Below are 24,342 nucleotides of genomic sequence, written 5' to 3' on the forward strand. Positions count from 1 at the left end.
ATCAGTAGGCAGAACGGTCAGAAGTTACCGGTGCGGATGCGCCGGTGTCTCGCAGCCGTTGCGGGTATCGGATCGATCAGGAGAATCGTATGAAGATGGCATCCGTGGTGTTCGTGTGTACGGGCAATATCTGTCGTTCGGTCACGGCCGAACGTGTGCTCCAGCATCATCTGGAACTCAACGACGCCGAGGCGGTTGTTGATTCCGCCGGCATCAGTGATGAGGAAGCCGGCAACCCCATTGACCCCACCCAGGCGCGGGTGCTGCGCACGGCCGGGTACCGTACCGAGGATCATGTCGCCCGGCAGATCACGCCCGACTGGTTGGCCGAACGTGACGTGGCCATCGCGATGACCCGCAGACATTACCGTGCCCTGCAGAACCTCATCGGAGACCTCCCCGCCGAGGCGCGCCCACGGCTGCATATGCTGCGCGAATTCGATCCGCGAGTGTCTCAGGAGGAGGCCGTTGATGCCCCGGCGCCGGACGTTGAGGACCCGTGGGCAGGGGAATTGAAGAAATTCGAAGAAACTCTTGAGACAATTGAAGTGTCCGTGCCGGGAATCACAGACTATCTACACTCTTTGGCCGAGCAGACTCGGTGATACTGAAGGTAATTGTTGAAGGAGAAAACTGACATGACTCGAACCACGTGGCCCGCCCTCAGGCTCGGCTTCGCTGCCCTGCTGGTGGCTGCCTTGAGTGTCTTTGCTTTTGCCCCGGCCAGTGCTCACGACCAGCTCGTGTCTTCGAATCCCGAAGATGGATCGACGGTCGACCAGCAGCCGGAATGGATTGAGATGACCTTCTCCGGTGAAGTCCAGGAGGTCGGCTCCGAGGTCAAGGTCGTCATCGACGGCAAGAACGTCTCTGCTGGTGAGCTCGCTGTCGACGGCAAGAAGCTCACCGTCGCACTGCCCGACAACCTCAAGCCCGGCGACTACAAAGTCACCTGGCGCGTGGTGTCGCAGGACGGTCACCCGATCTCCGGTGACTTCGACTTCACCATCTCTGACGCCGAGGGCGCCGGCGGTGCGGTCGAAGAATCTTCACAGGCCGGACTCGGCGGCGGCGTCGTCGACGAGCCGGGCAAGGACACCGAAGAGCGCGGCGAGATCGGCGAATCGACCGGAAGCGATTCCGGTATGTCGACACCGATGATCGTGTTGCTGGGTGTCGGCGGTCTGGCCATCATCATCATCGTCATCCTCCTCATGCGCCGCAAGGCACAGGGCCTGCCCGGCACCACCAAGAGTGATGACTCGGGAGACGGTCCGAAGGACGAGTGAGCTGCAGGCTTTCGCAGAAGAACCCCTCTCGAGCAACGCGGCGTCGGAAAATGTCGTCCTCGGCGACGTGAAAAACCGACTGAGCGTTGATCGACCGAGAGGCGATCGGCCAGGGCAGAGTATTCCGAGCTGAGCATGGTCCCGGAAGTGAACGCTTCCGGGACCATTCTTTGCCTGCCAACGATGCGGGTTTCGCCTGGACACAGGTGCTCCAGCGGTGAGGGCGACTCTTGCCTCAGCGTTGAGCGCCCGCCCCGCGCACCCGGTCGGCGAGCAAGCCGATCAGCACCGCGACACATCCGATCGCTGAAATCGCGAGGGCCAGGAAGATGCCGTTCGCGCTCGGATGGCCATCAGCACCCAAGTGCGCAGCAAGCACCGCGCCGGAGATCGCACTGCCGAAGGAACCGCCGACGGTACGCAGCACCTGATTGAAGCTGACCGCACTACCCAATTCCTCTGTCGCGACGGTGCGGGCGATGAGCGCCGGCATCGCTGCATAGGTGGTGCCGACACCCATGCCGACGACGAACATCCCGACAAGGATCTCCCAGAGTTGGGTATGGGCGAAGAGCAGCAGAAGTGATGACGCGGTGACCAGTGTCGCGCCCAGCGGCAGTAGGGTGGTCATTCGAATCCGCTTCGTCAGATGTCGCACGAGGCGGTTGGCGAGGAAGCTTCCGACCGAGAACGGCAGCATCACGAACCCGGCCCAGAACACCGGTAGGGCGACACCGTATCCGGTCTCGCTCGGCGCCTGTGCGATGATGCTGCCGATCGACAGCACCATGTACATCACCGTGCCGAGTGTGATGGCCGTGAGGTTTGCGACGAGAGCATCCGGGCTGCGGAGGACCCGAAGATTGATCAGCGGATACTTCACCCTCAGTTCTAGCAGGACCCAGATCGTGAGCAGGATGATCGCGACCGCGAAGCAGCTCAGGGTCGGCAGGGTGGCCCAGCCCCAGATCTCTCCTTCGCTGACCCCGAGCAGCAGCGCCGCGAGCCCGAAGGCGAGCACTGTCGCACCTGGTACGTCGAAGCGGACTCGCGGCGCCTGCGTGTCCGGTCCCGATGGGACGGCGACGATCACCACGACCATGGCTGTGGCAACGAAGAGCGCAGCGAACCAGAACGCGAACTGATAGTCGAGGGATCCCGCGATGAGTCCCGTCAGGGGGTACCCGATGCCCATTCCCGTCGACACGGTCACCGACAGGCTGGCGATGCCGCGCGTGCTCTTCTCCGCAGGCAGATAGCGCCGTGCCAGTGCGATCGTCATGGGCACGATGCCGTAGCTGAGTCCTTGCAGCGCACGCCCGATCAGGAAGACGGCGAAGTTGGTCGCTAAAGCGGCGATCACCGAACCCACGAGGATGATTGTGAGAGCGCCGAGGAGGAGTCTCTTCTTGTGTGGGCCATCGCTGAGGCGGCCCATCACCGGGGTGACGATTGCGCCGACGAGCAGATTGATCGTGAGCATCCACTGGGCGGCGCTGATCGCGACGTGGAATTCGGAGGAGATCGTCGGGACGAGCAGCATGCCCAGCGAGCTGACGATCGCCGTCGACAATGCCGCATAGATGAGTGCGGGGAGCAGCCGTCCGCCTGGTTCGGGCTCACTCATCCGCAGCCTCCCGCATGAGTTTGCGCAGCACGGGCACGGCAGCTGACAGCGTCGCGCGTTCGGAGTCATCGAGATGTTCGACAAGAGCATCGGCGAGCCACCGGGTGCCGGCCGCATGTTCGCGTTCGAGTGCGATGCGCCCCGTCTCGGTGATCTGGACGCGGACCTTGCGTCGGTCGACCTCGTCGCGTGAGCGTGCGACATACGACAGATCTTCCAATTCGCGCAGAGCCACGGCGACTGCCTGCGGTGTGATCCTCTCTGTCGCTGAGAGTTCGGATGCGGTGGCAGGTCCCCGCTCATTCAGGTGAGTGAGGATGCCGGACTTCCCGCGCGAGGTCGTCCGTTCCGAGTAGAAGCGGCGGATGAGTGGGCGGAGCGCACTGCGGAACTCGGCGGCAAGGTTCGGATCGGGCATTGCCCCATTGTACAAATAAATTGATCAATCTACTTGTCTATTGTGGCCTCGCGTGTGAGATGGAATAGAACCATGTCGAGCGGCTGTTGTCCCAGGAAGCTGATCTTTGAACTTTCTCGACGCTCGACCGAAGGACCGCATCGCTTTGTCCGTTCCACTGAATATTCTCGACCTCGTCCCGATCCGTGACGGATCCTCCGCCCGCGAGGCCATCGACACCTCGATGCGTGCCGCACGCCTGGCCGATGAGCTCGGCTACTCCCGTCTCTGGTTCGCCGAGCACCACAACACCATGGGACTGGCCGCCAGTGCGACGGCCTTGCTCATCTCTCAGGCAGCCTCGGTGACCGAGAAGATCCGTGTGGGTTCAGGCGGAGTGATGCTGCCCAACCATGCTCCGCTCATGGTCGCCGAGCAGTACGGAACACTGGCCAACATCCACGGCGATCGCATCGATCTGGGGCTTGGCCGCGCGCCCGGCACCGACGGGATGACGGCACAGGCACTGAGCCGCTCCTCGGCCGAACCGCAGGACTTCGCACAGAACATCTATGACATGCAGGGGTGGTTCGGCGCCGAAGGCAAGGCGCACACGGCACCGATCGAGTCCGCGGTCTCCGTCGGCACGGAGGTGCCCATCTGGGTGCTCGGCTCGACGATGAATGGCGCGTCGATCGCCGGTCAGCTGGGTCTGCCGTTCTCCCTGGCTTCGCATTTCGCACCGAATCAGATCGATGAGGCTATCCGTGTCTATAGGGATTCCTTCACCACCGAGGCCCCAACCGCACAGATCGACGAACCCTATGTCATGGCCGGCATCAATGTGCTGGTCGCCGAGACGGACGAGGAGGCAGAGCGCGAGTTCACCACGGTGAAGCAGATGTTCACCGACATCGCTCTTGGCCGTCGACGCCACCTCCAGCCGCCGGTCGATCCCAGTGAGCTGCCCCGAGGCGGTGAGAGCCCGATGCTGGCGATCAGCGCCGTCGGCTCACCAGAGACGGCCACCCGTCAGATGTCGGAATTCGTCGAGCGCACCGGTGCCGATGAGCTCATCACCGTCACCTACGCCTACGACCCTGCAGTGGCGGAGCGTTCGCTCAAGCTGCTCGCCGACGCCTGGTTCTGATCGAGAGGTTTCACCTGACCGGGCGCACGTCCGCTCGCTTGGCGAGGCCGACCGTTCTCGACAAGCTCGGCTCCATCGGTTCTGCCGAATTGCCCTGTTTTCAGGTGGGCCTTCGTGCAGTGCATCCGATATTGACGGGTCACACCTGCAGCGAAGTCTTCACCCTTCTCATCGCGAACGCGCTTGCTGAATACGTCGAAACTCGAGTGTCTGCCTGCATATGGGAAGGGTGGGCGAACGACGAGGAACCGTCTGGCTGCGAACCGTTCCGATACAGAGGGCGCACCTATGCCAAATGCTCGATTGTTCTACGTGACTTGAACGAACTCGACGCCGAATATGGTCCCGTCAGTCTCGTATGGCCAGCCGATCAGTCGTGGTGCATCTACAACGACATCGACACAATCGACACGTTTGTAGGCGGCTCGATTGAGGTCGTTGACGCTATCAAGGCCGTGCGCGGACTTGAAACATTCGACGGTGAACAACCTGCCTCACCCCACCAGCCGCACATGCGCCGCCAGGCCGGCATCCTCTTCGGCCAGTACCCTCGCAGTCGAGAGGATCGTTGTCTCCATCGCCGAGGCGGCTCTGGTCGGCCGTACGTCGCCGCGGGCGGCGAGGCTGACCGTCCGATTCAGGCTTGGCTCCACCAGCTGTGCTGAGACCAGCTGGGGCCGGTCGACGAGGACCATGGCGGGAACAATGGCGACGCCGAGGCCGCGCTCGACGAACCGCAGCACCGCGTCCATCTCAGCGCCCTCGACGACGATATTCGGCGCCAGTCCTGCGGCGTCGAAGGCCGCCGAGGTGGCTTCGCGCAGATCGTATCCGTGATGGAACAGCACCTGGGGGAGTGCCGCGACCTCCGCCAGAGTCACCGTGTCACCTGGCAGGAGCGCGGACCTGCCCCGACCGTCGGACGGTAGCGGCTCACCTGCCTCCGTGGCAGCAATCACCACCAGATCCTCACTGAGCACCCCCTGCATCCGCAGCCGCGGCATCTGCGCACTCGGACTCAGCGTCCGCGTGATGAGCGCAAGGTCTAACTCACCCGTACCCAGCGCCTCAATGAGCTCCCGCGATCCCTTCTCGACCAGCTCGAGCCCGACCCCGGGATGCTCCTGATGGAAGTTGCTGATCGCCTCGGCGACGAGGCTGACGCACAAGGTCGGCGTCGCACCCAGGCGGATGCGACCCTTGCGCAGGCCCGCGAGCTCATCCATGTCACGGCGCACCGCCTCGGCGTCGGCGAGCATCCGTCGTGCACTCGGCAGAAGTGTTTCACCCGCGGCGGTGAGACTGATGTGTCCATGGGCGCGATGGAAGAGTTCGGACCCGAGCTCCTTCTCTAAGGTGGAAATCTGCCGGCTGAGTGACGGCTGCGCCAGGTGAAGAGTGGCAGCGGCCTTCGTGAAATGACCGGTATTGGCGACTTCGACAAAGCTCGCGAGCTGTTCCAGATTCATGCTGATAGCGTACCGCTATCGAGTTGAGCGAAACAATACATTGGACGCATGAGACCGCTGAGCTTAGCGTGGAAAACATGAACTCCACAGCACAGAACTCGAAGACCACACAGGGCAATTCCCGCACACACGAACACACGATCTCCACCTCGGTGCTGGTCATCGGCACCGGCGGATCCGGTCTTCGGGCGGCAATCGAGGTCGCCGAATCCGGCACCGATGTCCTGGCCGTCGGCAAGCGACCCAAGGACGACGCCCACACCTCGCTGGCTGCCGGCGGCATCAACGCGGCCCTGGCCACGATGGACCCCGACGACTCCTGGCAGCAGCACGCCGCCGACACAATCAAGGAATCCTATGACCTCGCCAACCCCCGCACCGTCGAAATCGTCACCCAAGGAGCCGAACAGGGAATCGCTGACCTGGAGCGATATGGAATGGACTTCGCGAAGGAGGACGACGGTCGGATCTCGCAGCGCTTCTTCGGCGCCCATACCTGGCGTCGCACCGCTTTCGCCGGCGATTACACGGGACTCGAAATTCAGCGCACCCTCATTCATCGTGCTGAGGCCCTGAACGTCCCCATCCTCGACCGCGTCTACATCACCAAACTCCTCGTCGCCGACGGGCGCATCTTCGGCGCCTTCGGCTTCGACATCGTCGACGGTTCCCGCTACCGAATCCATGCCGACGCGGTCATCCTCGCAGCCGGTGGGCACAACCGGATCTGGCGCCGCACCTCATCACGTCGCGACGAGAACACCGGTGATTCCTTCCGCCTGGCCGTCGAAGCCGGAGCCCGTCTGCGCGATGCCGAGCTCGTCCAGTTCCACCCCTCGGGCATCATCGAACCCGAGAACGCCGCCGGAACACTGGTCTCCGAGGCTGCACGCGGTGAGGGCGGAATTCTGCGCAACGCACTGGGGGAGCGGTTCATGGAACGCTACGATCCAGAACGCATGGAACTCTCCACCCGCGACCGCGTAGCTCTGGCCGCCTACACCGAGATCGCCGAGGGCCGCGGGACGGAGAACGGCGGCATCTGGCTCGATGTCTCCCACCTGCCGCGCGAGACCATCATGAACCGCTTGCCGCGCGTGTTCCAGACGATGATGGAAACGCAGATGCTCGACATCACCGTCAGCCCCATCGAGATCGCCCCGACCGCGCACTATTCGATGGGCGGGGTGTGGGTCGACCCGGTTGAGCACAGCACCGACGTCGAGGGGCTGTGGGCCATCGGCGAAGCGTCATCCGGGCTGCATGGGGCCAATCGCCTCGGCGGCAATTCGCTCATCGAACTCCTCGTCTTCGGCCGCATCGTCGGAAAGTCCGCCGTCGCGTATTCATCAGAGTTGGGTGCGCAGGTGCGGTCGCGGTCTGCCATCGCCGAGGCGCGGGCTGAGATCGATGATCTCCTCGCTTCCGAGGGTACGGAGAATGTCCGGGCGCTGCAGCGCGAGATCCGCAATCTCATGACCGAGCATGCCGGAGTCGTCCGCGATGAGGCTGGATTGTTGGAAGGACTCGAGAAACTCGCCGGCATCGAGGCACGCATGGGTGAGGTCGGAATTCACCCGGATATCGCCGGCTACTCCGATCTCTCACACGCCTTCGACCTCAAATCCTCGGCACTGGCGGCTCGGGCAACCCTGGAGTGCGCACTCGAACGCAGGGAGACCCGCGGCTGCCACAATCGCAGCGACTACCCCGAACAGGACGAGAATTTGCAGGTCAACCTCGTGTGGTCACCGTCCACTGGAGTCGTGCAGGAGAGCATTCCAGCAGTCGATCCCGAGGTTGCCGAGCTCATGCGAGATGACGAGATCAGCCAGGTCGGCAAGCTCGTCGAGTGAGTCGGAACCTTCGAGCGCGAGCTCTCCGCGAGGGTCCTTCAGGCGGCGAGCTCGCGCTTCCAATCTCCGACCAGGCTGATCATCGTGAAGCCTGTGAGGAAGGCCGAGAAGGTGGCCAGGTGTCCGATGGCGACGATTTCCAGGCCCGCGTCGGTGGTGTCTGTGGTTAAGAAGACTCCGGTTGCTGCCAATGAAACGGCTCCCCACGCGGCGGCCACGAGTGCACCCGGGGCTCGGGGCAGAGCTTTCGACAGCATTCCGGTGATGAAGCTGAGGGCGATAGCGCTCCAGACAACTGATTCCACGTTGATCACATCACCGGATACCCAGCTCGTGGGTGCCCGGGAATCTCCTCCGCTAATGTGCTCGGCATTGAGCGCTTGAATGGCGCCGCAGACCATAGTAACCGACAAGGTTCGTTGAGTACACAATATGACGCATTCTTTATTGTCGACATTGTCCTTATTGCTGGTGCTGACTGCCGATCGGCGAGCTGAGCGTCCTGTCCAAGGTCGCATTGCTCCGGTCCGGACTTGATGCATCTATCAATGCATGCATCTGATAGTTTGGGTGTGTGAATGATCTGCTGACGCTGCCCTGGGAGACCGCCGACGACGCTTCTCCGATCGCTGCGCGGATGGCGGCCTGGGCCGCTCGCGAGGTGATCGAACAGCGGTATGAACCTGGAATGCTCCTCACCGAGGCTGATCTCGCCGAGGCGCAGAAGGCCAGCCGCACCCCGGCCCGGGAGGCTATGCTCCAACTCGAGCGGTGGCGCTTGGTCCGACTCGTGCCCAAGAAAGGGGCCATCGTCACAACGGTCACCGGCGAGGAGCGGCGGGACCTGTTGGCCGTGCGCGCCATGTTCGAAATCGACGCAGTCCATGCCCTGAGTGCCGACGCCGAGGTGATGGAGGCCTTGGCGGCAGACCTGCAGTTCCTCCTTGGTCGGCAGCGCGAGGCTCTGAGCGGCGACTCCTCGCTGGATTTCGCGAGCAGTGACTACGCCTTCCATGCCCGCATCATTCGCAGCGGCCGGAACGCAGTCACCGACGAACTGCTCTCCACCATCGGCCCCCGCCTGGCTCGCCTGACTTACCAGGCCGTCATCGATCTGCCCTCGGCTCTCGAAGACCTCTTCGCCGACCACGAACAGCTCACCGAATGCGCCTGCCAAGGAGATTCCCCACGATTTACGAGACTCGTCCGCCAGCACATCGATCACGGTCACTTCCAGCAGAACCGGACCCGATGACACCCGATCCAGCGGTGACCTCAGACTCGGCCACGCCGACGCCCGGCCCGACAGCGATGCCCCCTGAACCCGTCCGTCGCCGAGGCGGTGCCTGGCTTCGCGTTGCACCTGCCATCTTCCTGCTTGCTTGGGGCGGCAATCACTTCACCCCGCTCGTCCATATGTACGAGGAAGATGGAGGATACGCGGTCTGGCAGGCCAATCTTCTCCTGGGCATGTACGTCGGCGGGCTGATCCCGGGACTTCTGATCGCCTCGGCGATATCGGATCGTCGCGGACGCAAACCCGTGCTCATCGTCGGCACCATTGCGGCGTTGGTCGGCAGTGTGCTCCTCGGCATCGGCTTCGACCTCTTCTGGCTTCTGTGTCTGGGCCGGGTGCTCGCCGGTGCGGGCGTCGGCGTGGCGATGTCGGTGGGCACGAGCTGGATCAAGGAACTCTCGATGCCGCCCTTCGACCACAAGGCCGGAATCACAGCAGGAGCTCGCCGCCCGGCACTGACTCTGACCCTGGGATTCGCCGTCGGTGCCGCGGTCACCGGATGCCTGGCACAATGGGGGCCAGTCCCCGAGGCGACACCCTATGCGGTGCACGGACTGCTCAGCATCGTGGCCCTGGCCATCCTGTTCGCCGCGCCGGAGTCTCTGTCGCGGGAACAGCGGAGCTCTCAACACTGGTGGAGAGGCCTGCGCGTTCCCCTGGTGGGACACCGCACGTTCGTGCGCCTCATTGCCCCTGCGGCTCCCTGGGTCTTCGGTGCAGCGGGCATCGCCTACGCTGTGATGCCGGCACTGGTCCAGGACGAGCTGGGGGAGTGGACGACCCTCTACGCAACCGTGCTCACCGTCGTCACCCTCGGTGCCGGGGCGCTCGTGCAGAACAGCGTTCCCCGGATCAACCGGTGGACGGGCGGGCGCGCACTCGTCGTCGGCCTCGTGCTCATGACCCTCGGGATGGCGCTCGCCGTGGTCGCGTCCCTGGTCGCGGATCCAGTCCTCGCCCTGGTCGTGGCCATCGTGCTCGGCATCGCCTACGGCATCTGCGTGGTGGCCGGTCTGGTCATCGTCCAGGCCATCGCCGAACCGGACGACCTGGCCGGCATCACCGGCGTCTACTATTCGCTGGCCTACTCCGGGTTCCTGCTGCCTACAGTGCTCGCGGCCCTGCTGCCGGTCATGCCCTACAGCCTCTCCTTGGCTGGGGTTGCCGTGATCTGCCTGCTCTGTCTTGGCGCTGTGGCGCGCGCCTCGAACCGGCCGGGGTGAGAGACGCGGACCGACCGACGCCCCTTGCCACGGGCAACTAGGATGAAAACGGAATCCTCACCACGCAGACGAATCGATGACGATGGAGGTGCCGCTATGAGCCAGGAACCGCCGTCACTGTTTGAACCTGACGAGGCAGGTCGTCCCCTTGCCGATAGATTGCGCCCGAAGACACTCGAAGACGTGCTCGGACAAGAGCACCTGCTCGGACATGACGCCCCCATCGGCCGGATGGTCGACGAACGCCGACTGGTCTCCATGGTGCTGTGGGGGCCACCAGGCTGTGGGAAGACAACCATTGCGCGACTCCTCGCTGAGCGAACAAACCTCGTCTTCGAATCGGTTTCAGCGACCTTCTCCGGTGTCGCCGAACTCCGCAAAGTCTTCCAATCAGCTGCCAAGCGCCGCGAGATCGGCCAGGGCACGATGCTGTTCGTTGACGAGATCCACCGCTTCAATCGCGCCCAGCAGGATTCCTTCCTCCCCTACGTGGAAGACGGCACGGTCGTGCTCGTCGGTGCGACCACGGAGAACCCCAGCTTCGAACTCAACTCAGCATTGCTCTCCCGCTCCCAGGTCTTCGTCCTCAGACGACTCAACGAGCAGACACTGACCACACTCATCGAACGTGCCGAAGCGGCCACGGGAAGATCACTTCCTGTTGACGCGCAGGCCCGGCAGGCGATGGTGGCGATGGCCGACGGTGACGGTCGATACCTGCTCAACCTCATCGAACAGCTCCAAACAGTCAGCGGGACACTTGACCCTTCTGCCTTAGCCGAGCTGGTTCAGCAGCGCGCACCGATCTACGACAAAGGCCAGGAAGGCCACTACAACCTCATCTCCGCCCTGCACAAGGCGATGCGCGGCTCCGACCCAGACGCGTCACTGTACTGGTTGGCACGAATGCTCGACGGGGGTGAAGATCCGCTCTACATCGCCCGACGTCTGGTGAGGTTCGCCAACGAAGACATCGCGATCGCCGACCCGCAAGCCGTCCAGCAAGCGCTGGCGGCATGGGACGTCTACGAGCGTCTCGGATCTCCAGAAGGTGAGCTCGCCATCGCCCAAGCCGTCGTCTACCTCGCAACCGCACCGAAATCCATCGCCGTCTACCGTGGATTCAACGCAGCAAAGAAGCTCGCGAAGCAGACGGGGTCTCTCATGCCACCGGCAAATATCCTCAACGCCCCGACGAAGCTGATGAAGAATCTCGGTTATGGAGAAGGATACGAGTACGATCCCGACCGGCCCGGAGGTTTCTCGGGGGCGAACTATTTTCCCGAGGATATGGAGCCGCAGAGGGTGTACCGGCCCACCGGCAATGGCTACGAACGCGTCATCGCCGAAAAACTGGCCGAATGGCACCGGTTGCGTGCTGAGAGACGGATGCAGGAAGACGAGAAAGACCAGGAAGCGCAGGACGGCGGAACCGAGATCTGAGCACTGAGGTCACCTCGGCGCGCCCAGTGACGATATTCAACGACGACAACAGCTCGCAACGACCAGATAGGGATCGACACTATGCTCGGACAATCACACCAGAAGCCGTCACCAGCCGTCAGCGCCTTCAACGACATCATGGGCAAACACCACGTGCTCACCTCGGCCCGGGCGACAGCACCATTCGCCAAAGGCAATCGCTTCGGCGGCGGCAATGTGCTCGCCGTCCTCAAGCCGGGCAGCCTCGTCGACATGTGGCGGGCCCTGCAGGTCTGCGTCGATCACGACCTCATCGTCATACCGCAGTCGGCGAACACCGGACTGACCGGCGGGTCGGGACCCGGCGATCAGGACTATGACCGTGAGATCGTCATCATATCCACTCTGCGCATCAACGAGATCCACCTCATCAACGACGCTCGTGAAGCCGTCTGCCTGGCAGGCTCGACGCTCTTCGAACTCGACGACGCCCTGGCCGCCCACGACCGTGAACCACATTCGGTCATCGGCTCATCCTCGATCGGTGCGTCGGTCGTCGGTGGCATCGCGAATAACTCCGGAGGCAGCCAGATCCGCAAGGGTCCGGCGTTCACGAAGCATGCCATCTTCGCCCGAGTCAACGACGAAGGCAAGGTCGAACTCGTCAACCACCTCGGCGTCGAACTCGGTGACGATCCCGCGCACATCCTCGACAAGCTCCAGCGCGGCGACTGGGCTCCCGCGGATGTCACGCCGCCGCCGGAGGACGCCACGGAGACCGAATACGGCGAGCACGTCCGCAAGATCGCCGACTCTCCCGCACGCTACAACGCCAACCCGAAATTCCTCCACGAAGCGTCCGGGTCGGCGGGTAAGCTCATGGTCTTCGCCGTGCGCACCCGCACCTTCCCCAAGCAGAAGGAATCGACGACCTTCTACATCGGCACCGACAGCCCTGCCGAGCTCGAGGCCCTGCGCCGGGCGATACTGACCTCGGACATGCCGCTGCCGATCTCCGGCGAGTACATGGGACGGCCCTCCTTCGATCTCGCAGAGAAGTACGGCAAGGACACGTTCGTCTCCGTCAAGCACGCCGGCAGCCGCGAACAGATCAAGCTCTTCGCGTTGAAGAACTGGGCGAACGGGGTCTTCGCCAAACTGCCGTTCTTCGGCCAGACAGTCGCCGATTCCATCGCCCAAGGCGCGTTCAGCCTGCTGCCGCAGCAGTTGCCGGACCGAATGCTGGAGTACCGCGACCGCTTCGAACACCACCTTCTGCTTGTCGTCAGCGGTGACCAGAAGCAGAGGACCGAGGAGTTCCTCACGACCTTCTTCGCCGAGGCGAGCCATGACGGTGACTTCTTCATCTGCACTGCCGATGAGGCTCAATCGGCCATGCTCCACCGTTTCGGTGCCGCCAGCGCGGCAACCCGGTACTTCAACCTCAACCGTGACGACTCGTCGGACATGATCACCTTCGATGTCGCACTGCGTCGGGACGAGGATGACTGGCTCGAGGTGCTGCCACCGGAGATCGCCGAGCAGCTGCACATCAGCTCCTACTATGGTCACTTCTTCTGCCACGTCCTCCATCAGGACCACGTGGCGAAGAAGGGTGTCGACCCGGTCGCGTTGAAGAAGCAGATGATGGCGCTGCTTGAGGAACGAGGTGCCGCGGTTCCTGCCGAGCACAACTACGGTCGCCTCTACCGTGTGCCGCCGGAGATGGAAGCTCACTTCAAGGAACTCGACCCGTGCAATGTCTTCAACCCCGGTGTCGGTGACACCTCGCCGCACAAGAATTGGGCCTGACCGTAGGCACATGCTGCTGAGCGATCAAGCGGAGTTCTCCGTGGACTATTCGACAGATCGCTTGGTGATCTGTCTGTCGCGGAGGGCGTCGCCGAGGGGACGGCGGTCAAGGATCTGCAACCGCCACCAATTCATCGCTTTGAACATTCCGGACCCGATTGTGCCGACGATGCGACCTGATTCGTCTGTGTAGGCGGCAACGAATCGGTGGTCCTCAAGATTTCCCTCGACCACGTGAAATCCGCTGTCACGGGAGGGGAAGCCGAAGCTGCGCAGTTTGAGATCGTACTGGTCGGACCAGAAGTACGGGACGGACTTCGCCGAGGTCGGCGTGAGTTCCAGGATGTCGCGTACGCAGGAGAGAGCGTGCTCATTCGCGGTCTGCCGATGCTCCACGCGCACGTGGCGTTCCTGTGTGGGATCCCACCATGCAGCGACGTCGCCGATGGCCCAGACATCATCGGTGGCGCGTCCACTCGCATCACAGCGCACACCACCGGCGCCGGGCTCATTCGACGCGGTCAGGGGAACCGAGCTTGACCGCAGCCAATCAACGGCAGGCCGGGCTCCCACGGCGACGAGAATCGCATCCGCAGATACCGTTCTTCCATCGTCGAGTGTGACTCCGGTGGCCTGCCCCATACCGTCCTCGATGGAGCTGACGCCATGTCCGAGTTCAAGCTTGACTCCATGGTGGCGATGCAGCTCGGCGATCATGGATCCGATCTCGTCGCCGACCACATTCTGCATCGGCAGTTCGAGAGGATCGATCAACGTGACCTCTTTGCCCAGCGAGCGAGCGACGGCGGCGACTTCTGCGCCGAGGAATCCTGCGCCGATGACTGCGAGTCGTTGGGCCGTCTCCAAACCGGTTTGCAGAGTCAGAGCGTCGTCAAGAGTGCGCATCACGTGGACACCGTCGAGATGGTGTCCGAACGGCAGCTCTCGTGCGGTGACTCCAGTGGCGATGATCAAAGCGTCATACGCGATCTGCTCGCCGGATTGGAGGGTGAGCTGATGGGCTGCGACATCTGCTGAGGCGACTCTGGTGCAGAGGCGCAGCGTCACATCGGCATCGGCCAGCAGTTCACCGGTGCGCAGCTCGGCCTTTTCGGGCAACCAGGTACCGGCCAATATCTGTTTGGACAGTGGTGGTCTGTCGTAGGGCATATGGCGTTCCTCGCCGAAGATCAGGATCTCTCCGGTGTGGCCTTGAGCCCGCAGTGCATCGGCGGCCGCGATTCCGGCGGGGCCGGCACCGACAATGACGACCTTCTTCGCTGAAACGACTCTCGTCACTTTTTGTGAATGCGGATTGCGGCGGCAGGACACAGTGCTTCCGCCTCCTTGGCGGAGCTCTCCTGTTCGGGAGAGGGATTCTCCTCAAGCAGAAAAGCCACTCCGTCATCATCCCGCTGGTCGAATAAGTCCGGGGCTGTGATGACGCAGTTTCCAGCCCCGATGCACGCGTCTTGGTCCAGTTCGATTCTCAACAGATCCTCCTACGTTGACCGTCAACTACTCGTCAAGCGACTGATTTGTCAAGCGACTGATTTGGGGGAGAAGCATCACTCACATTATAGGTGCCGCGACTTCCCGCGCCTCTTTGTTCACTCTTCATGCAGTCTTCGCTCACTCTTCGTCTTCGATATCTGCCGCGCTCTCCTCCTCGAGGCGCGCTCGTTTGAGCTTGCGGTGTCTTAAGACGGCGAATGCGGTGAGGGCGATGACTATGCCGATAATCGCGCCGGTGACAAACGAGCCGTTGCTGGCTCCAACCAGCGGTGACCCAAGACCGACATCGATCAGGGGGTGGCCGGTGGTCTGCTGGAAGGCGATTGCGGCCACCCAAGCGGCGGTGAATACTGCTGATACGGCGTAGGAGACAACGATCCGTTTATTGGCTGCCCGCGAGACCGCCAGAGTAAAATCGACACCCTCACGTTTGCAGTATGCGGGCACTGCGAGACCGGCCACTCCGGTTCCAAGGACCAAAGGGATGGTCCAGAGGCCAGCGCCGATGACGGCGAAGAGTACGGCGAGGGCGAAGAAGACGTGTGTCGAGACGACAGAGCCGAATGTATAGGCGCGGAGGATGACATCACGTTCCCGTTCATCACCCATCGAGGGATCGTCGAGACCGGTGATTCTGTCGGCGAATGCATTGGGACGGGGTTTGCTCGCGTTGCTGTTATTCATGATTCCTCCTTCAGCGCGAAGATCTCTTCCACGCTGGTCTCCAGGGTCCGGGCGATCCGCAGCGCCAGGTACACGCTGGGAGCATAGTCGCCACGTTCGGTGGCGATGATCGTCTGCCGCGATACGCCGGTGAGCTGGGCCAGTTGAGCCTGAGTGAGACCGACCGACTTGCGGACGTGTTTGAGGTTCGAGGTCTGAACTTCCATCCCACTCCCTATGTCAATGATTCTTTACATCAAAAGTAAAGCATTGTTGACGTGGGTGTGTCAAAGATCGTTGACATTCGGAAGGTGTTTCGCGCTGGAGAAGGGCTTGCGGTGCAGCCGCAACCTGCTGTCCGAACCCAGTGCGCACTACCCCTCGATGCGCACCTGTCGTCCTGGACGGTTGACCCGCACCTCGTGACTTGAGCGTTTCGGGTTGAGCAGCTTGAGCAGGCTCAGCGCCAGCAGCGCACCGACGATGGCGCACCCGGCGGGCAGCAGCATCGCGGTCTTGGCATTTGCCGCGTCGATGATGTTGCCGGCAATCGCCGACCCGAAGGCAACACCGAAGCCCAGCGAGGTACCCAGCCAGGCGAAAGCCTCGGTCAGGCGCCGAGGTGGTGCGAGCTGTTCGATCACTGAGTTCGCGCCGATGAGGCTCGGGGCGATCGTGAAGCCGACGAGGAACAGGATGATCGTGTAGGAGATCATGCCTTGTGCCAGCATCATCGAGCAGGCGCCGAGCGCAAGGAGGGACACGGTGATGCCGAAACGATGATGGGTGGCTGAATTCCAGTTTCGCGACCCATAGAGTGCGCCGGCGATGAGTGAGCCCAGGGCGAAGGCGCTGAGCAGGATGCCGGCCAGGGACTTCACTCCCTGCTCGTCGGCGAAGGCCACGGCAATGACGTCGATGGCGCCGAAGTTCACCCCGAGGAACACATTGACGATGATGATCGTGAAGATGCCTGGGTTGGAAAACACGTGGCCCCTGGCCTCTGTGGTGCGTTCGATCGGTGGGGGTTCGGTCGACTTCTGCACGTAGAGCAGGGCCGAGCCGATCCCGGCGGTGAGCATCGAGAGTATGATGCCTGCCGGTGGGAACACAGCGGTGGCGAGCACTGTGGCGATGACGGGGCCGGTGACGAAGAGCAGCTCATCGGCCACGGATTCCCACGAGAATGCGGTCTGCAGCTTCTTCGGCGAATCTACGATGTGTGACCAGCGGGAACGCACCAGTGATCCGACGGAGCCGACGGTGGCACCGCCGATGCCGGCGAAGACGAAGATGAGTCCCACCCACCAGTCGGCGTAGACGGTGATGATGAGCATCAGCAGCGCGATGAGGTGCGTGATGACGATGGGCGCCATGACAGCAGCTTGACCGCGACGGTCGACAAGACGCGCGATCCCGGGCCCGGCAAGCGCTTGGATGATCATGTACACGGCGGCAACGATGCCTGCCAGACCATAGGAGCCGCTGACGCCCTGGATGAACAGAACGATTCCCAGGCCCAGAACTGCGATGGGCATACGTGCAACAAGACCGGCCAAGGAGAACTTGAGAGCACCGGGAAGAGACAGAATTTCCCGATAGTTGTTGAACACCAGAAAAGTCTACCCAGCGAACCAAGCCCTCACCATACGAATACGGCGTTGTTACCGGTGAGTCGAGTCACCTCGGCGCGCAAGGTGTCAAGAAGAATGTAACAAAAGCTATATAATTGCAGAGATTGTATCTTCTCCCCGCCGGCGTTCCCGCCGCATTGACTGAAACCCGGAGTGCCGATGACGGACAACAGCAGTTTCGATGATCTCTTCGACAGCCAGGACGAACGACCGCAGCGCCCCCGCCGCAAGAAGAAAAAGGTGTGGCGCAAGGTCCTCGTCGTCATCCTCGTGATCGTCATCCTCGGCGTGCTCGGCGTGGGTCTGTACCTATGGAACGTCGGCCGGTCCTATGACAACAACGCGAACAAGCTCACCGACGAGCAGGTCTTCGGCACCAAGCGTGCCGATAACAAGGAAGACGGCGGCACGAACATTCTGCTGCTGGGCTCCGATGAGCCGATGGACCAGGTCGACGTCAACGACTCCCGCGGACTGCGCTCGGACACAATCATGGTCATGCACCTGCCCGAGAGCGGATCGAAGGTCCAGGTCATGTCGATCCCGCGTGACAGCTGGGTCGACATCGAAGGCCACGGCAAGGCCAAGATCAACTCTGCGCTCTCCTACGGTGGTCTGCCGCTGGCCGTATCCACGGTGTCGGACTTCATCGGCACGGACCTCGACCACGTGGCGATCATCGACTTCGAAGGCTTCAAGGCATTGACCGACAGCCTCGGCGGGGTGAGCGTGAACTCGGAGCAGTCGTTTGAGAAGAACGGCTACACCTTCACGAGGGGAGAGAACGTCCTCGACGGTGACGAGGCACTGACCTTTGTGCGCGAACGCAAGTCCTTCAAGGACGGCGACTTCCAGCGCGCTCGTAACCAGCAGGCCTTCATCAGGGGGCTGACCAGTGAGATCATCTCCGCTGACACCCTGTCGAACCCGAAGAAGATCCAGGATATGGTCAAGAACTTCGCCCCGTACATGTACGTCGACTCCGGGCTCGACGCCCAGTACATCTCCGCGACAGCCTTCGGCATGCGCGACGTCCGCCCCGGCGACATCGAGTTCTTCACCTCCCCGACCGCTGGCGTCGGCACCTCGAGTGACGGTCAGTCGATCGTCAATGTCGATGAAGAGGAACTGAAGAAGGTCCAGGACGCGTACAAGAACGACACCCTCGAGGACTACGTGCAGAACGCCCCGGAGTCACACCTGTAATCCTCGCGTCACATCAAAGGGCGCCTTCGCCGAGACGCCTTCGCCGAGGCAGCTCCGCCCAACCGTGCATACGATGAACCCCGCCCCCGGATTTCCAGGGACGGGGTTCTTCGCACCAGTGTGTGTCGTATCAGTTGTTGAACTGGACGCTATGGACTCCGTGGGGTGAGCCCCATTCTCCGCCGTTCGACACTTGTTCGTTGGCGACACCGACAGACATGGTTTCTCCCGTCACGGTGTTCTTGTAGTCGACATAGATCGTTCCCGCGGCTCCCTCCTCGCCTGTCTGAACCCAATGGCTCCCGTTCTCATTGCCGTGGGCGGCTAGGTCGCTGGCGACGCTTGCTGTGGCGAATCCTTCGACCCGCTCCGTATTGTCGGCACCCCAAGCTCGCACGAGCTCATCGGCATAGATGTTGGTGTCCGTCGGGTAGTGGACGGACTGCGGCTCTGCGTCCGCGCTGGTGGCTGCGGCGGGTGCCGGGGCCGCCAGGGCGGGTCCGCTGGCGAGTCCGACTCCGGCCAGGCTGGCAATACCGGCGATGGCCAGGGCTGCTGCGCGATTGCGAATGGTGGTCTTCATGTCATCGATCCTTCTTCTTCGAGATGTCGTCGCTGAATGATGTCTTTGCTGAGTGCGGTCACCGGGCAGGTGACACATCATCGACGCCGACCAGTATTGCGCCCGCACTTGAAGTCAGGACCACAGTGTCTGAGAGGAAACTCGGAGAGGGTCACAGCCAGGAGACGACTTGTTTGCAGTCCTGCGGCGGTCGCCGAGGTGCGCGGAGCCAACGGGTCGCATACGGCAACGACTCTTGCCTGGTGACGCGGTGCGAACGAGTGCTCGGCGGATTCGACCAGACGGTGACACATGGATGTTGCAGAGCGCGGTTTGCGACGTTTTCGTCCGCACAGTGAAACCCGATTGTGACCGGACCGCGCCGAGGTGGTTCTGCATTCTCCTCGGACGTGATCTGGGCCATATGAAGACTGGGTTCGAAGGCCTAGAGTGGGCCCTGAGGTTCATCCCATTCGTCACTCAGAGGAAGTGGACGATCCGAGCAGAGAGCGGAGGCCCGAATGACCTACGTGATCGCGCAGCCGTGCATTGACGTCAAGGACAAGTCGTGTGTCGACGAATGTCCTGTCGACTGCATCTACGAAGGCGAACGCAGTCTTTACATCCATCCCGACGAGTGCATCGACTGCGGGGCCTGTGAACCGGTCTGCCCCGTCGAAGCGATCTTCTATGAAGACGATGTCCCGGAGGAGTGGGCGGACTACTACACCTACAACGTCGAGTTCTTCGACGAACTGGGTTCGCCGGGAGGCGCGGCGGGCCTGGGCAACACCGGCCGAGACCACTCGGCCATCGCCGCCTTGCCGCCCCAGAACCAGGACGTCGAGCTGTAACCGGCCGGCCACGGGGAGCCCCTTCGTCCCGACCTACTCCAGCACCCTATCCACCAAGGTCCGCGCATCGTGCTGGACGGCCCGCAGGTGGTCCTCATCGCGCAGCGACTCGGCATAGATCTTGTACACGTCTTCCGTGCCGGAGGGGCGCACCGCGAACCAGGCGTTCTCGGTCGTGACCTTGAGCCCGCCGATGGGTGCGTTGTTTCCCGGCGCCGAGGTGAGTGTCGAGGTCACCGGTTCACCGCCGACGGTATTCGCCTTCACCTGGGAGGCGTCGAGTGATCCCAGTGTCGCCTTCTGCTCCCGGGTGGCCGGAGCATCCTGGCGGGCGTAGGCGCTGGTGCCGAAGTTCGCGGCCAGTCCTGCGTAGCGCTGGGACGGAGTCTGTCCGGTCTTCGCCGTCATCTCGGCGGCCAGGAGGGCCATGATGATGCCGTCCTTGTCCGTTGACCAGACCTTGCCGTTGCGGCGCAGGAATGATGCTCCTGCGGATTCTTCGCCGCCGAAGGCCAGTGTCGAGTCGAGGAGTCCGGGGACGAACCATTTGAACCCGACAGGTACTTCGAACAGCTGGCGACCATGTGCCGACACAATGCGGTCAACGATCGACGAGGTGACCAGTGTCTTGCCGATGCCTGCGCTGGTGGACCATTCGGGCCGGTTGTCGAGCAGGTAGTCGATCGCGGTCGCCAGATAGTGGTTGGGGTTCATCAGCCCGGCATCTGGGGTGACGATGCCATGACGGTCGGCATCGGCGTCATTGCCCGTGGCGATATCGAAGTCATTGCGGGAGGCGATGAGCCCGGCCATGGCGTAGGGCGAGGAGCAGTCCATACGGATGTTCTCGTCCCAGTCCAGAGTCATGAACGACCAGGCGGGATCGATCTCGGGGTGAACGACGGTGAGGTTGAGGTCGAAGTCCTCGGCGATCGCGGCCCAGTAGTCGACGCTTGCACCGCCCAGCGGGTCGGCACCGATATGGATATCGGAGCCACGGATCACGTCGAGGTCGATGACCGACTCAAGGTCTTCGGTGTAATTGGCGATGAAGTCGAAGTTCTCTGTGTTCTCCAGGTGGAAGGCCCGCTGGAAACCGGTGCGCGGGATCTTCTCCCACCCGGCCCCAAGGTAGGAGTTCGCACGCTCGGCGATCCAGGTCGTCGTCTCGGAGCCTGCCGGACCGCCGTGGGGCGGGTTGTACTTGATGCCGCCGTCGGAGGGCGGGTTGTGGCTGGGTGTCACGATGATGCCATCGGCTTGGGCATCCGTTGCGGTCTTCCCGGCATTGAACCCGAGGATCGCGTGGGAGAGCACCGGGGTGGGGGTGAAGCCATCACGCTCATCGATGAGCACAGGCACCTCCGCGGCGGCGAGGACCTCGAGGACGGTGAGGATTGCGGGTTCGCTCAGCGCGTGGGTGTCACGGCCTAAGAAGATCGGCCCGTGGATGCCCTGCTTCTTACGGAAGTCGACGATGGCGGCGGTGATCGCTGCGATGTGGGCTTCGTTGAAGGCACGGTTGAAGCTCGAGCCGCGGTGCCCCGAGGTTCCGAAGCTCACGGCCTGCGCTGGCACTGAGGAGTCGGGAACGAGGTCGTAGTACGAGTCAAGCAGTGCGGGGATATCGACGAGATCCCTATCCTGGGCCAGCTGGCCGGCGCGAGTAGTCATACTTCTACAATGCCAAACCCGAACCGATGCACACAGTTCTGAGCCTCCAGTTCTTGCATCGTGGACGGTGGGTGTCCAAGAGGCTAGGCTGAAATCAGCAAATTAGAACAACAATCCCTGCTCTCGACGAGGAGATCGGCAGTGTTCGAAGGCGACACCACTGAACCCCAGCAGCGTGCCTTCACCGGCGAGCTGCTCGGCCCTTCTGCAACGGCCCGGATCCTCGCCGAGGCTCATCGCCGTTACCGTGACCTCGACGACGGAGAGATCGCCGACTACATCCCCATCCTCGCCGAGGCGGATCCCACATGGTTCGGCCTCAGCTTCATCGATATCGCCGGCCGCGCCCATGAGGCAGGCGACATCGACCTGACCTTCTCGATTCAGTCGATCTCGAAGGCATTCGTCTTTGCCCTCGTCTGCCAGGCCCGCAGTCACGAATTCGTCCATGAGCGCATCGGGGTCAACAACACGGGACTGCCCTTCAACTCTGTGATGGCCATCGAGCTCAATGATGGGCATCCGATGAATTCGATGGTCAATGCCGGGGCGATCGCCCGACTGCTCGAGAGCTACGGGAGGATCATCACTGATCCTCTGGACAGCGTCGACATCTACACCCGCCAGTGTTCACTGTCGGTGAGCGCACACGATCTCGCGGTGATGGGTTCGACTCCGGCAGACGGGGGAGTGAACCCGGTGACCGGCGAACGCGTGGTCTCCGCCGAGGTGGCCCGTGACACCCTCGCATTGCTGGCTTCGTGCGGAATGTATGAGAACAGCGGTGAATGGCTCTTCGAGATCGGTCTGCCGGCCAAATCGGGAGTCGCGGGCGGAATCGTCGCCATCGCTCCGGGCAAGGGTGCGCTCGGCACGTTCTCTCCCCGGCTCGACTCCGCCGGCAACAGCGTGCGCGGCCAGCGGGCCTGCTTCGACCTCTCCAAGGCCTTGGGTCTCAATCTCTTCGCCTCCACCCCAGCACCCGCACCACGTCACCCCAGCACCCGCACCACGTCAACGCTGAAAGGAATCACTATGACTGTCCCGGCCGAACCGACCGACCACGCTGAGGTTCGTGCATCCTGGACACCCATGATCGGGCTCTTCCTCGCCCAGGTGCTCATGTCCTTCAATGTTTCAGCCCTCCCCATCTCTCTGGGTGGGATGGTTGAGGACTTCGGGGTGGCACCCACAGTCGCCTCATCGACGATCGTCGTCTACGGTCTCGCCGTGGCGGCCCTTGTCATGACGGGTGCGAAACTGGGCCAGCGCATCGGCTGGGTCATCATCTTCCGGTTCGTGCTCATCATCTTCGCCGCATCGTCACTGCTGATGATCTTCTCGCGCACGGTCGCGTGGGTGATCGGTGGGCAGTTTCTTGCTGGTGCCGCTGCCGCCATCATCGTTCCGGCTCTGGTGGCACTCATCGCAGAGAACTACCGGGGATCGCAGCAGGCCGCCGCTGTGGGTTCGCTGGGATCGGCCCGCGCATTCTCGGGAATGAGTGCCTTCCTCATCGGCGGCACCTTGGGCACCCTGGTCGGGTGGCGGCCGATCTTCTTCATCACCCTCGGCCTGGCCGCCATCGTCTTCGCGCTGAGCTTCAAACTGCACTCGGACAAGGGCGATCCCACGATCCGCATCGACATCGTCGCCTCGGTGCTCATCGGCTCTGCGATCGTGCTGCTGACCATGGGATTCAACAATCTCAACGCCTGGGGCATCATCCGCGCTGAGGACGGCGCCCCGTTCTCCATCGCAGGCCTCTCCCCGGCACCGGTCTTCGTCATCGTCGGAGTCGTCCTCGGACAGGCCTTTTTTATGTGGACGCGCAGACGCATCGCCAACGGCAAGGTGCCGCTGGTCGACATCAGTGTCCTCGCCAGCCCCACGGAGCGTGCCGCCGTGTACGCGATGTTCGTCATTGTTGCGATGGAGGCGGCGGTGAACTTCACCGTTCCCACCTACATCCAGGTGGTCCAGGGGCGAACTCCCTTCGACACGTCCCTGGCGATGCTTCCGTTCAACCTCACGGTGTTCGTCACAGCGACCTTGATCGTCCGCTTCTACAAACGCTACTCACCGCGCACGATCGCCCTGTTCTCCTTCGCGCTGACCACAGTGGCGCTCGTGTGGTTGGCCTTCGTGGTTACGAACAACTGGGAGACGCTGCCGACGATCCTCGGCCTCATTGTCTTCGGCATCGGCCAAGGAGCTCTCGTCACCCTCGTCTTCAATGTCCTCGTCACCGCCGCACCGAAACATCTGGCCGGCGACGTCGGCTCGATTCGCGGCACCGCCCAGAACCTCGCCTCGGCGGTCGGCACAGCGATGATGGGGGCCGTGCTGGTGACCGTGCTGAGCGCGGGAATCGTGAGTGCAGCTGATGATCATCCCGAGCTGCCGGAAGACCTCGTCGCCCAGGTCGACCTCGACAACGTCAACTTCATCAGCAACGACGAACTCGAAGACGTCCTCGTTGAGACCACGGCGACGCCGGCTCAGATCGAACAGGCCGTCGAACTCAACGCCGACCAGCGTCTGCGCACCCTGAAGATCGGATTCCTCATCCTCGCCGGCATCAGCCTGATCGCGGCCCTGCCGGCTTCACGCCTGCCCAAATACCGTCCCGACGAGATCCCCGCTCCGGCAGATCACTCCTCAGGGAAGTAGGTCTGAGAGATGTAAGCCT

At 62.6% G+C, this 24,342-nt stretch carries 22 protein-coding genes; 11 read left to right on the forward strand and 11 right to left on the reverse strand.

The window, feature by feature from the left end; genetic code table 11:
- Positions 1–89: 89 nt before the first annotated feature.
- The gene (locus tag BSP239C_RS12295; protein ID WP_101573266.1) at positions 90–605 is read left to right on the forward strand and encodes a low molecular weight protein-tyrosine-phosphatase; all 516 of its coding nucleotides are present in this window, start codon (positions 90–92) and stop codon (positions 603–605) included.
- Between the two features lie 33 nt (positions 606–638).
- The gene (locus BSP239C_RS12300; protein WP_101573268.1) at positions 639–1,289 is read left to right on the forward strand and encodes a copper resistance protein CopC; all 651 of its coding nucleotides are present in this window, start codon (positions 639–641) and stop codon (positions 1,287–1,289) included.
- Between the two features lie 235 nt (positions 1,290–1,524).
- On the opposite strand, the gene BSP239C_RS12305 is transcribed toward BSP239C_RS12300, so the two are convergent.
- Positions 1,525–2,916 carry an MFS transporter gene (locus tag BSP239C_RS12305; RefSeq protein ID WP_101573270.1) on the reverse strand — a complete coding sequence of 464 codons (1,392 nt, stop codon included), beginning with the start codon at positions 2,914–2,916 and terminating at the stop codon, positions 1,525–1,527.
- Complete coding sequence (locus tag BSP239C_RS12310; RefSeq protein WP_101573272.1) at positions 2,909–3,334, reverse strand: MarR family winged helix-turn-helix transcriptional regulator; 426 nt, start codon at positions 3,332–3,334, stop codon at positions 2,909–2,911. Before BSP239C_RS12310 ends, BSP239C_RS12305 begins: the two co-directional genes overlap by 8 nt.
- A gap of 145 nt (positions 3,335–3,479) precedes the next feature.
- Here BSP239C_RS12310 and BSP239C_RS12315 point away from each other — a divergent pair, with 145 nt between their 5' ends.
- Positions 3,480–4,463, forward strand: coding sequence for an LLM class flavin-dependent oxidoreductase (locus BSP239C_RS12315; protein WP_101573345.1), 984 nt, complete (start codon positions 3,480–3,482; stop codon positions 4,461–4,463).
- 494 nt (positions 4,464–4,957) lie between these two features.
- Here the strand turns inward: BSP239C_RS12315 and BSP239C_RS12325 are convergent, their stop codons facing one another.
- Complete coding sequence (locus BSP239C_RS12325; protein WP_101573276.1) at positions 4,958–5,932, reverse strand: LysR family transcriptional regulator; 975 nt, start codon at positions 5,930–5,932, stop codon at positions 4,958–4,960.
- Positions 5,933–6,009: 77 nt separating this feature from the next.
- On the opposite strand from BSP239C_RS12325, the gene BSP239C_RS12330 reads away from it, so the two are divergent.
- Positions 6,010–7,788 (forward strand): FAD-dependent oxidoreductase, encoded by a 1,779-nt coding sequence (locus BSP239C_RS12330; protein WP_257930194.1) that lies wholly within the window; start codon positions 6,010–6,012, stop codon positions 7,786–7,788.
- A gap of 38 nt (positions 7,789–7,826) precedes the next feature.
- On the opposite strand, the gene BSP239C_RS12335 is transcribed toward BSP239C_RS12330, so the two are convergent.
- On the reverse strand, positions 7,827–8,093 hold the full coding sequence (locus tag BSP239C_RS12335; protein WP_145997443.1) for a hypothetical protein: 267 nt from the start codon (positions 8,091–8,093) through the stop codon (positions 7,827–7,829).
- Positions 8,094–8,362: 269 nt separating this feature from the next.
- Between BSP239C_RS12335 and BSP239C_RS12340 the strand changes: the two genes are divergently transcribed.
- The 4 genes from BSP239C_RS12340 to dld all read left to right on the forward strand — a co-directional run bounded on the left by BSP239C_RS12340 (position 8,363) and on the right by dld (position 13,542).
- Positions 8,363–9,043, forward strand: coding sequence for a GntR family transcriptional regulator (locus tag BSP239C_RS12340; RefSeq protein ID WP_101573280.1), 681 nt, complete (start codon positions 8,363–8,365; stop codon positions 9,041–9,043).
- Entirely contained in the window at positions 9,040–10,308 is a 1,269-nt protein-coding gene (locus BSP239C_RS12345) for an MFS transporter (RefSeq protein WP_257930195.1), read from the forward strand. The genes BSP239C_RS12340 and BSP239C_RS12345 overlap by 4 nt, the downstream gene beginning before the upstream one ends.
- Before the next feature lie 96 nt (positions 10,309–10,404).
- The gene (locus BSP239C_RS12350; protein WP_101573282.1) at positions 10,405–11,751 is read left to right on the forward strand and encodes a replication-associated recombination protein A; all 1,347 of its coding nucleotides are present in this window, start codon (positions 10,405–10,407) and stop codon (positions 11,749–11,751) included.
- 81 nt (positions 11,752–11,832) lie between these two features.
- On the forward strand, positions 11,833–13,542 hold the full coding sequence (gene dld, locus BSP239C_RS12355; RefSeq protein WP_101573284.1) for a D-lactate dehydrogenase: 1,710 nt from the start codon (positions 11,833–11,835) through the stop codon (positions 13,540–13,542).
- Positions 13,543–13,587: 45 nt separating this feature from the next.
- Here dld and BSP239C_RS12360 read toward each other — a convergent pair whose 3' ends face one another.
- From BSP239C_RS12360 to BSP239C_RS12380, 5 genes are all read right to left on the reverse strand, one after another.
- Positions 13,588–14,841: an NAD(P)/FAD-dependent oxidoreductase gene (locus BSP239C_RS12360; protein WP_180959007.1), complete on the reverse strand. Its 1,254-nt coding sequence runs from the start codon at positions 14,839–14,841 to the stop codon at positions 13,588–13,590.
- Positions 14,838–15,035 carry a ferredoxin gene (locus BSP239C_RS12365; RefSeq protein WP_101573287.1) on the reverse strand — a complete coding sequence of 66 codons (198 nt, stop codon included), beginning with the start codon at positions 15,033–15,035 and terminating at the stop codon, positions 14,838–14,840. The genes BSP239C_RS12360 and BSP239C_RS12365 overlap by 4 nt, the downstream gene beginning before the upstream one ends.
- A gap of 139 nt (positions 15,036–15,174) precedes the next feature.
- On the reverse strand, positions 15,175–15,741 hold the full coding sequence (locus BSP239C_RS12370; RefSeq protein ID WP_101573289.1) for a hypothetical protein: 567 nt from the start codon (positions 15,739–15,741) through the stop codon (positions 15,175–15,177).
- Positions 15,738–15,947, reverse strand: a complete 210-nt coding sequence (locus BSP239C_RS12375; RefSeq protein ID WP_101573291.1) for a helix-turn-helix transcriptional regulator — start codon at positions 15,945–15,947, stop codon at positions 15,738–15,740. The genes BSP239C_RS12370 and BSP239C_RS12375 overlap by 4 nt, the downstream gene beginning before the upstream one ends.
- 147 nt (positions 15,948–16,094) lie before the next feature.
- Positions 16,095–17,333 (reverse strand): MFS transporter, encoded by a 1,239-nt coding sequence (locus tag BSP239C_RS12380; RefSeq protein WP_101573293.1) that lies wholly within the window; start codon positions 17,331–17,333, stop codon positions 16,095–16,097.
- Between the two features lie 180 nt (positions 17,334–17,513).
- On the opposite strand from BSP239C_RS12380, the gene BSP239C_RS12385 reads away from it, so the two are divergent.
- Positions 17,514–18,560 (forward strand): LCP family protein, encoded by a 1,047-nt coding sequence (locus tag BSP239C_RS12385; RefSeq protein ID WP_101573295.1) that lies wholly within the window; start codon positions 17,514–17,516, stop codon positions 18,558–18,560.
- A gap of 130 nt (positions 18,561–18,690) precedes the next feature.
- On the opposite strand, the gene BSP239C_RS12390 is transcribed toward BSP239C_RS12385, so the two are convergent.
- Complete coding sequence (locus BSP239C_RS12390; RefSeq protein WP_101573297.1) at positions 18,691–19,143, reverse strand: hypothetical protein; 453 nt, start codon at positions 19,141–19,143, stop codon at positions 18,691–18,693.
- A gap of 500 nt (positions 19,144–19,643) precedes the next feature.
- Between BSP239C_RS12390 and fdxA the strand changes: the two genes are divergently transcribed.
- Positions 19,644–19,976 carry a ferredoxin gene (gene fdxA / locus BSP239C_RS12395; protein ID WP_101573299.1) on the forward strand — a complete coding sequence of 111 codons (333 nt, stop codon included), beginning with the start codon at positions 19,644–19,646 and terminating at the stop codon, positions 19,974–19,976.
- Between the two features lie 33 nt (positions 19,977–20,009).
- Here the strand turns inward: fdxA and pgm are convergent, their stop codons facing one another.
- On the reverse strand, positions 20,010–21,650 hold the full coding sequence (gene pgm / locus BSP239C_RS12400; protein ID WP_101573301.1) for a phosphoglucomutase (alpha-D-glucose-1,6-bisphosphate-dependent): 1,641 nt from the start codon (positions 21,648–21,650) through the stop codon (positions 20,010–20,012).
- Between the two features lie 141 nt (positions 21,651–21,791).
- On the opposite strand from pgm, the gene BSP239C_RS21375 reads away from it, so the two are divergent.
- Complete coding sequence (locus BSP239C_RS21375) at positions 21,792–24,323, forward strand: MFS transporter (RefSeq protein ID WP_374701030.1); 2,532 nt, start codon at positions 21,792–21,794, stop codon at positions 24,321–24,323.
- The last annotated feature ends 19 nt before the right edge of the window (positions 24,324–24,342 follow it).

The organism is Brevibacterium sp. 239c, from assembly GCF_900169365.1.
Taxonomy (GTDB): Bacteria; Actinomycetota; Actinomycetes; order Actinomycetales; family Brevibacteriaceae; genus Brevibacterium.

Excerpts from the sequence above, each read along its gene's own strand:
- BSP239C_RS12295 (WP_101573266.1), top strand. The coding sequence starts at position 90 with ATGAAGATGGCATCCGTGGTGTTCGTGTGTACGGGCAATATCTGTCGT.
- BSP239C_RS12345 (WP_257930195.1), top strand. The coding sequence starts at position 9,040 with ATGACACCCGATCCAGCGGTGACCTCAGACTCGGCCACGCCGACGCCC.
- BSP239C_RS12310 (WP_101573272.1), bottom strand. The coding sequence starts at position 3,334 with ATGCCCGATCCGAACCTTGCCGCCGAGTTCCGCAGTGCGCTCCGCCCA.
- BSP239C_RS12385 (WP_101573295.1), top strand. The coding sequence starts at position 17,514 with ATGACGGACAACAGCAGTTTCGATGATCTCTTCGACAGCCAGGACGAA.
- dld (WP_101573284.1), top strand. The coding sequence starts at position 11,833 with ATGCTCGGACAATCACACCAGAAGCCGTCACCAGCCGTCAGCGCCTTC.
- BSP239C_RS12325 (WP_101573276.1), bottom strand. The coding sequence starts at position 5,932 with ATGAATCTGGAACAGCTCGCGAGCTTTGTCGAAGTCGCCAATACCGGT.
- BSP239C_RS12350 (WP_101573282.1), top strand. The coding sequence starts at position 10,405 with ATGAGCCAGGAACCGCCGTCACTGTTTGAACCTGACGAGGCAGGTCGT.
- pgm (WP_101573301.1), bottom strand. The coding sequence starts at position 21,650 with ATGACTACTCGCGCCGGCCAGCTGGCCCAGGATAGGGATCTCGTCGAT.
- BSP239C_RS12390 (WP_101573297.1), bottom strand. The coding sequence starts at position 19,143 with ATGAAGACCACCATTCGCAATCGCGCAGCAGCCCTGGCCATCGCCGGT.
- fdxA (WP_101573299.1), top strand. The coding sequence starts at position 19,644 with ATGACCTACGTGATCGCGCAGCCGTGCATTGACGTCAAGGACAAGTCG.
- BSP239C_RS12330 (WP_257930194.1), top strand. The coding sequence starts at position 6,010 with ATGAACTCCACAGCACAGAACTCGAAGACCACACAGGGCAATTCCCGC.
- BSP239C_RS12370 (WP_101573289.1), bottom strand. The coding sequence starts at position 15,741 with ATGAATAACAGCAACGCGAGCAAACCCCGTCCCAATGCATTCGCCGAC.
- BSP239C_RS12375 (WP_101573291.1), bottom strand. The coding sequence starts at position 15,947 with ATGGAAGTTCAGACCTCGAACCTCAAACACGTCCGCAAGTCGGTCGGT.
- BSP239C_RS12305 (WP_101573270.1), bottom strand. The coding sequence starts at position 2,916 with ATGAGTGAGCCCGAACCAGGCGGACGGCTGCTCCCCGCACTCATCTAT.
- BSP239C_RS12300 (WP_101573268.1), top strand. The coding sequence starts at position 639 with ATGACTCGAACCACGTGGCCCGCCCTCAGGCTCGGCTTCGCTGCCCTG.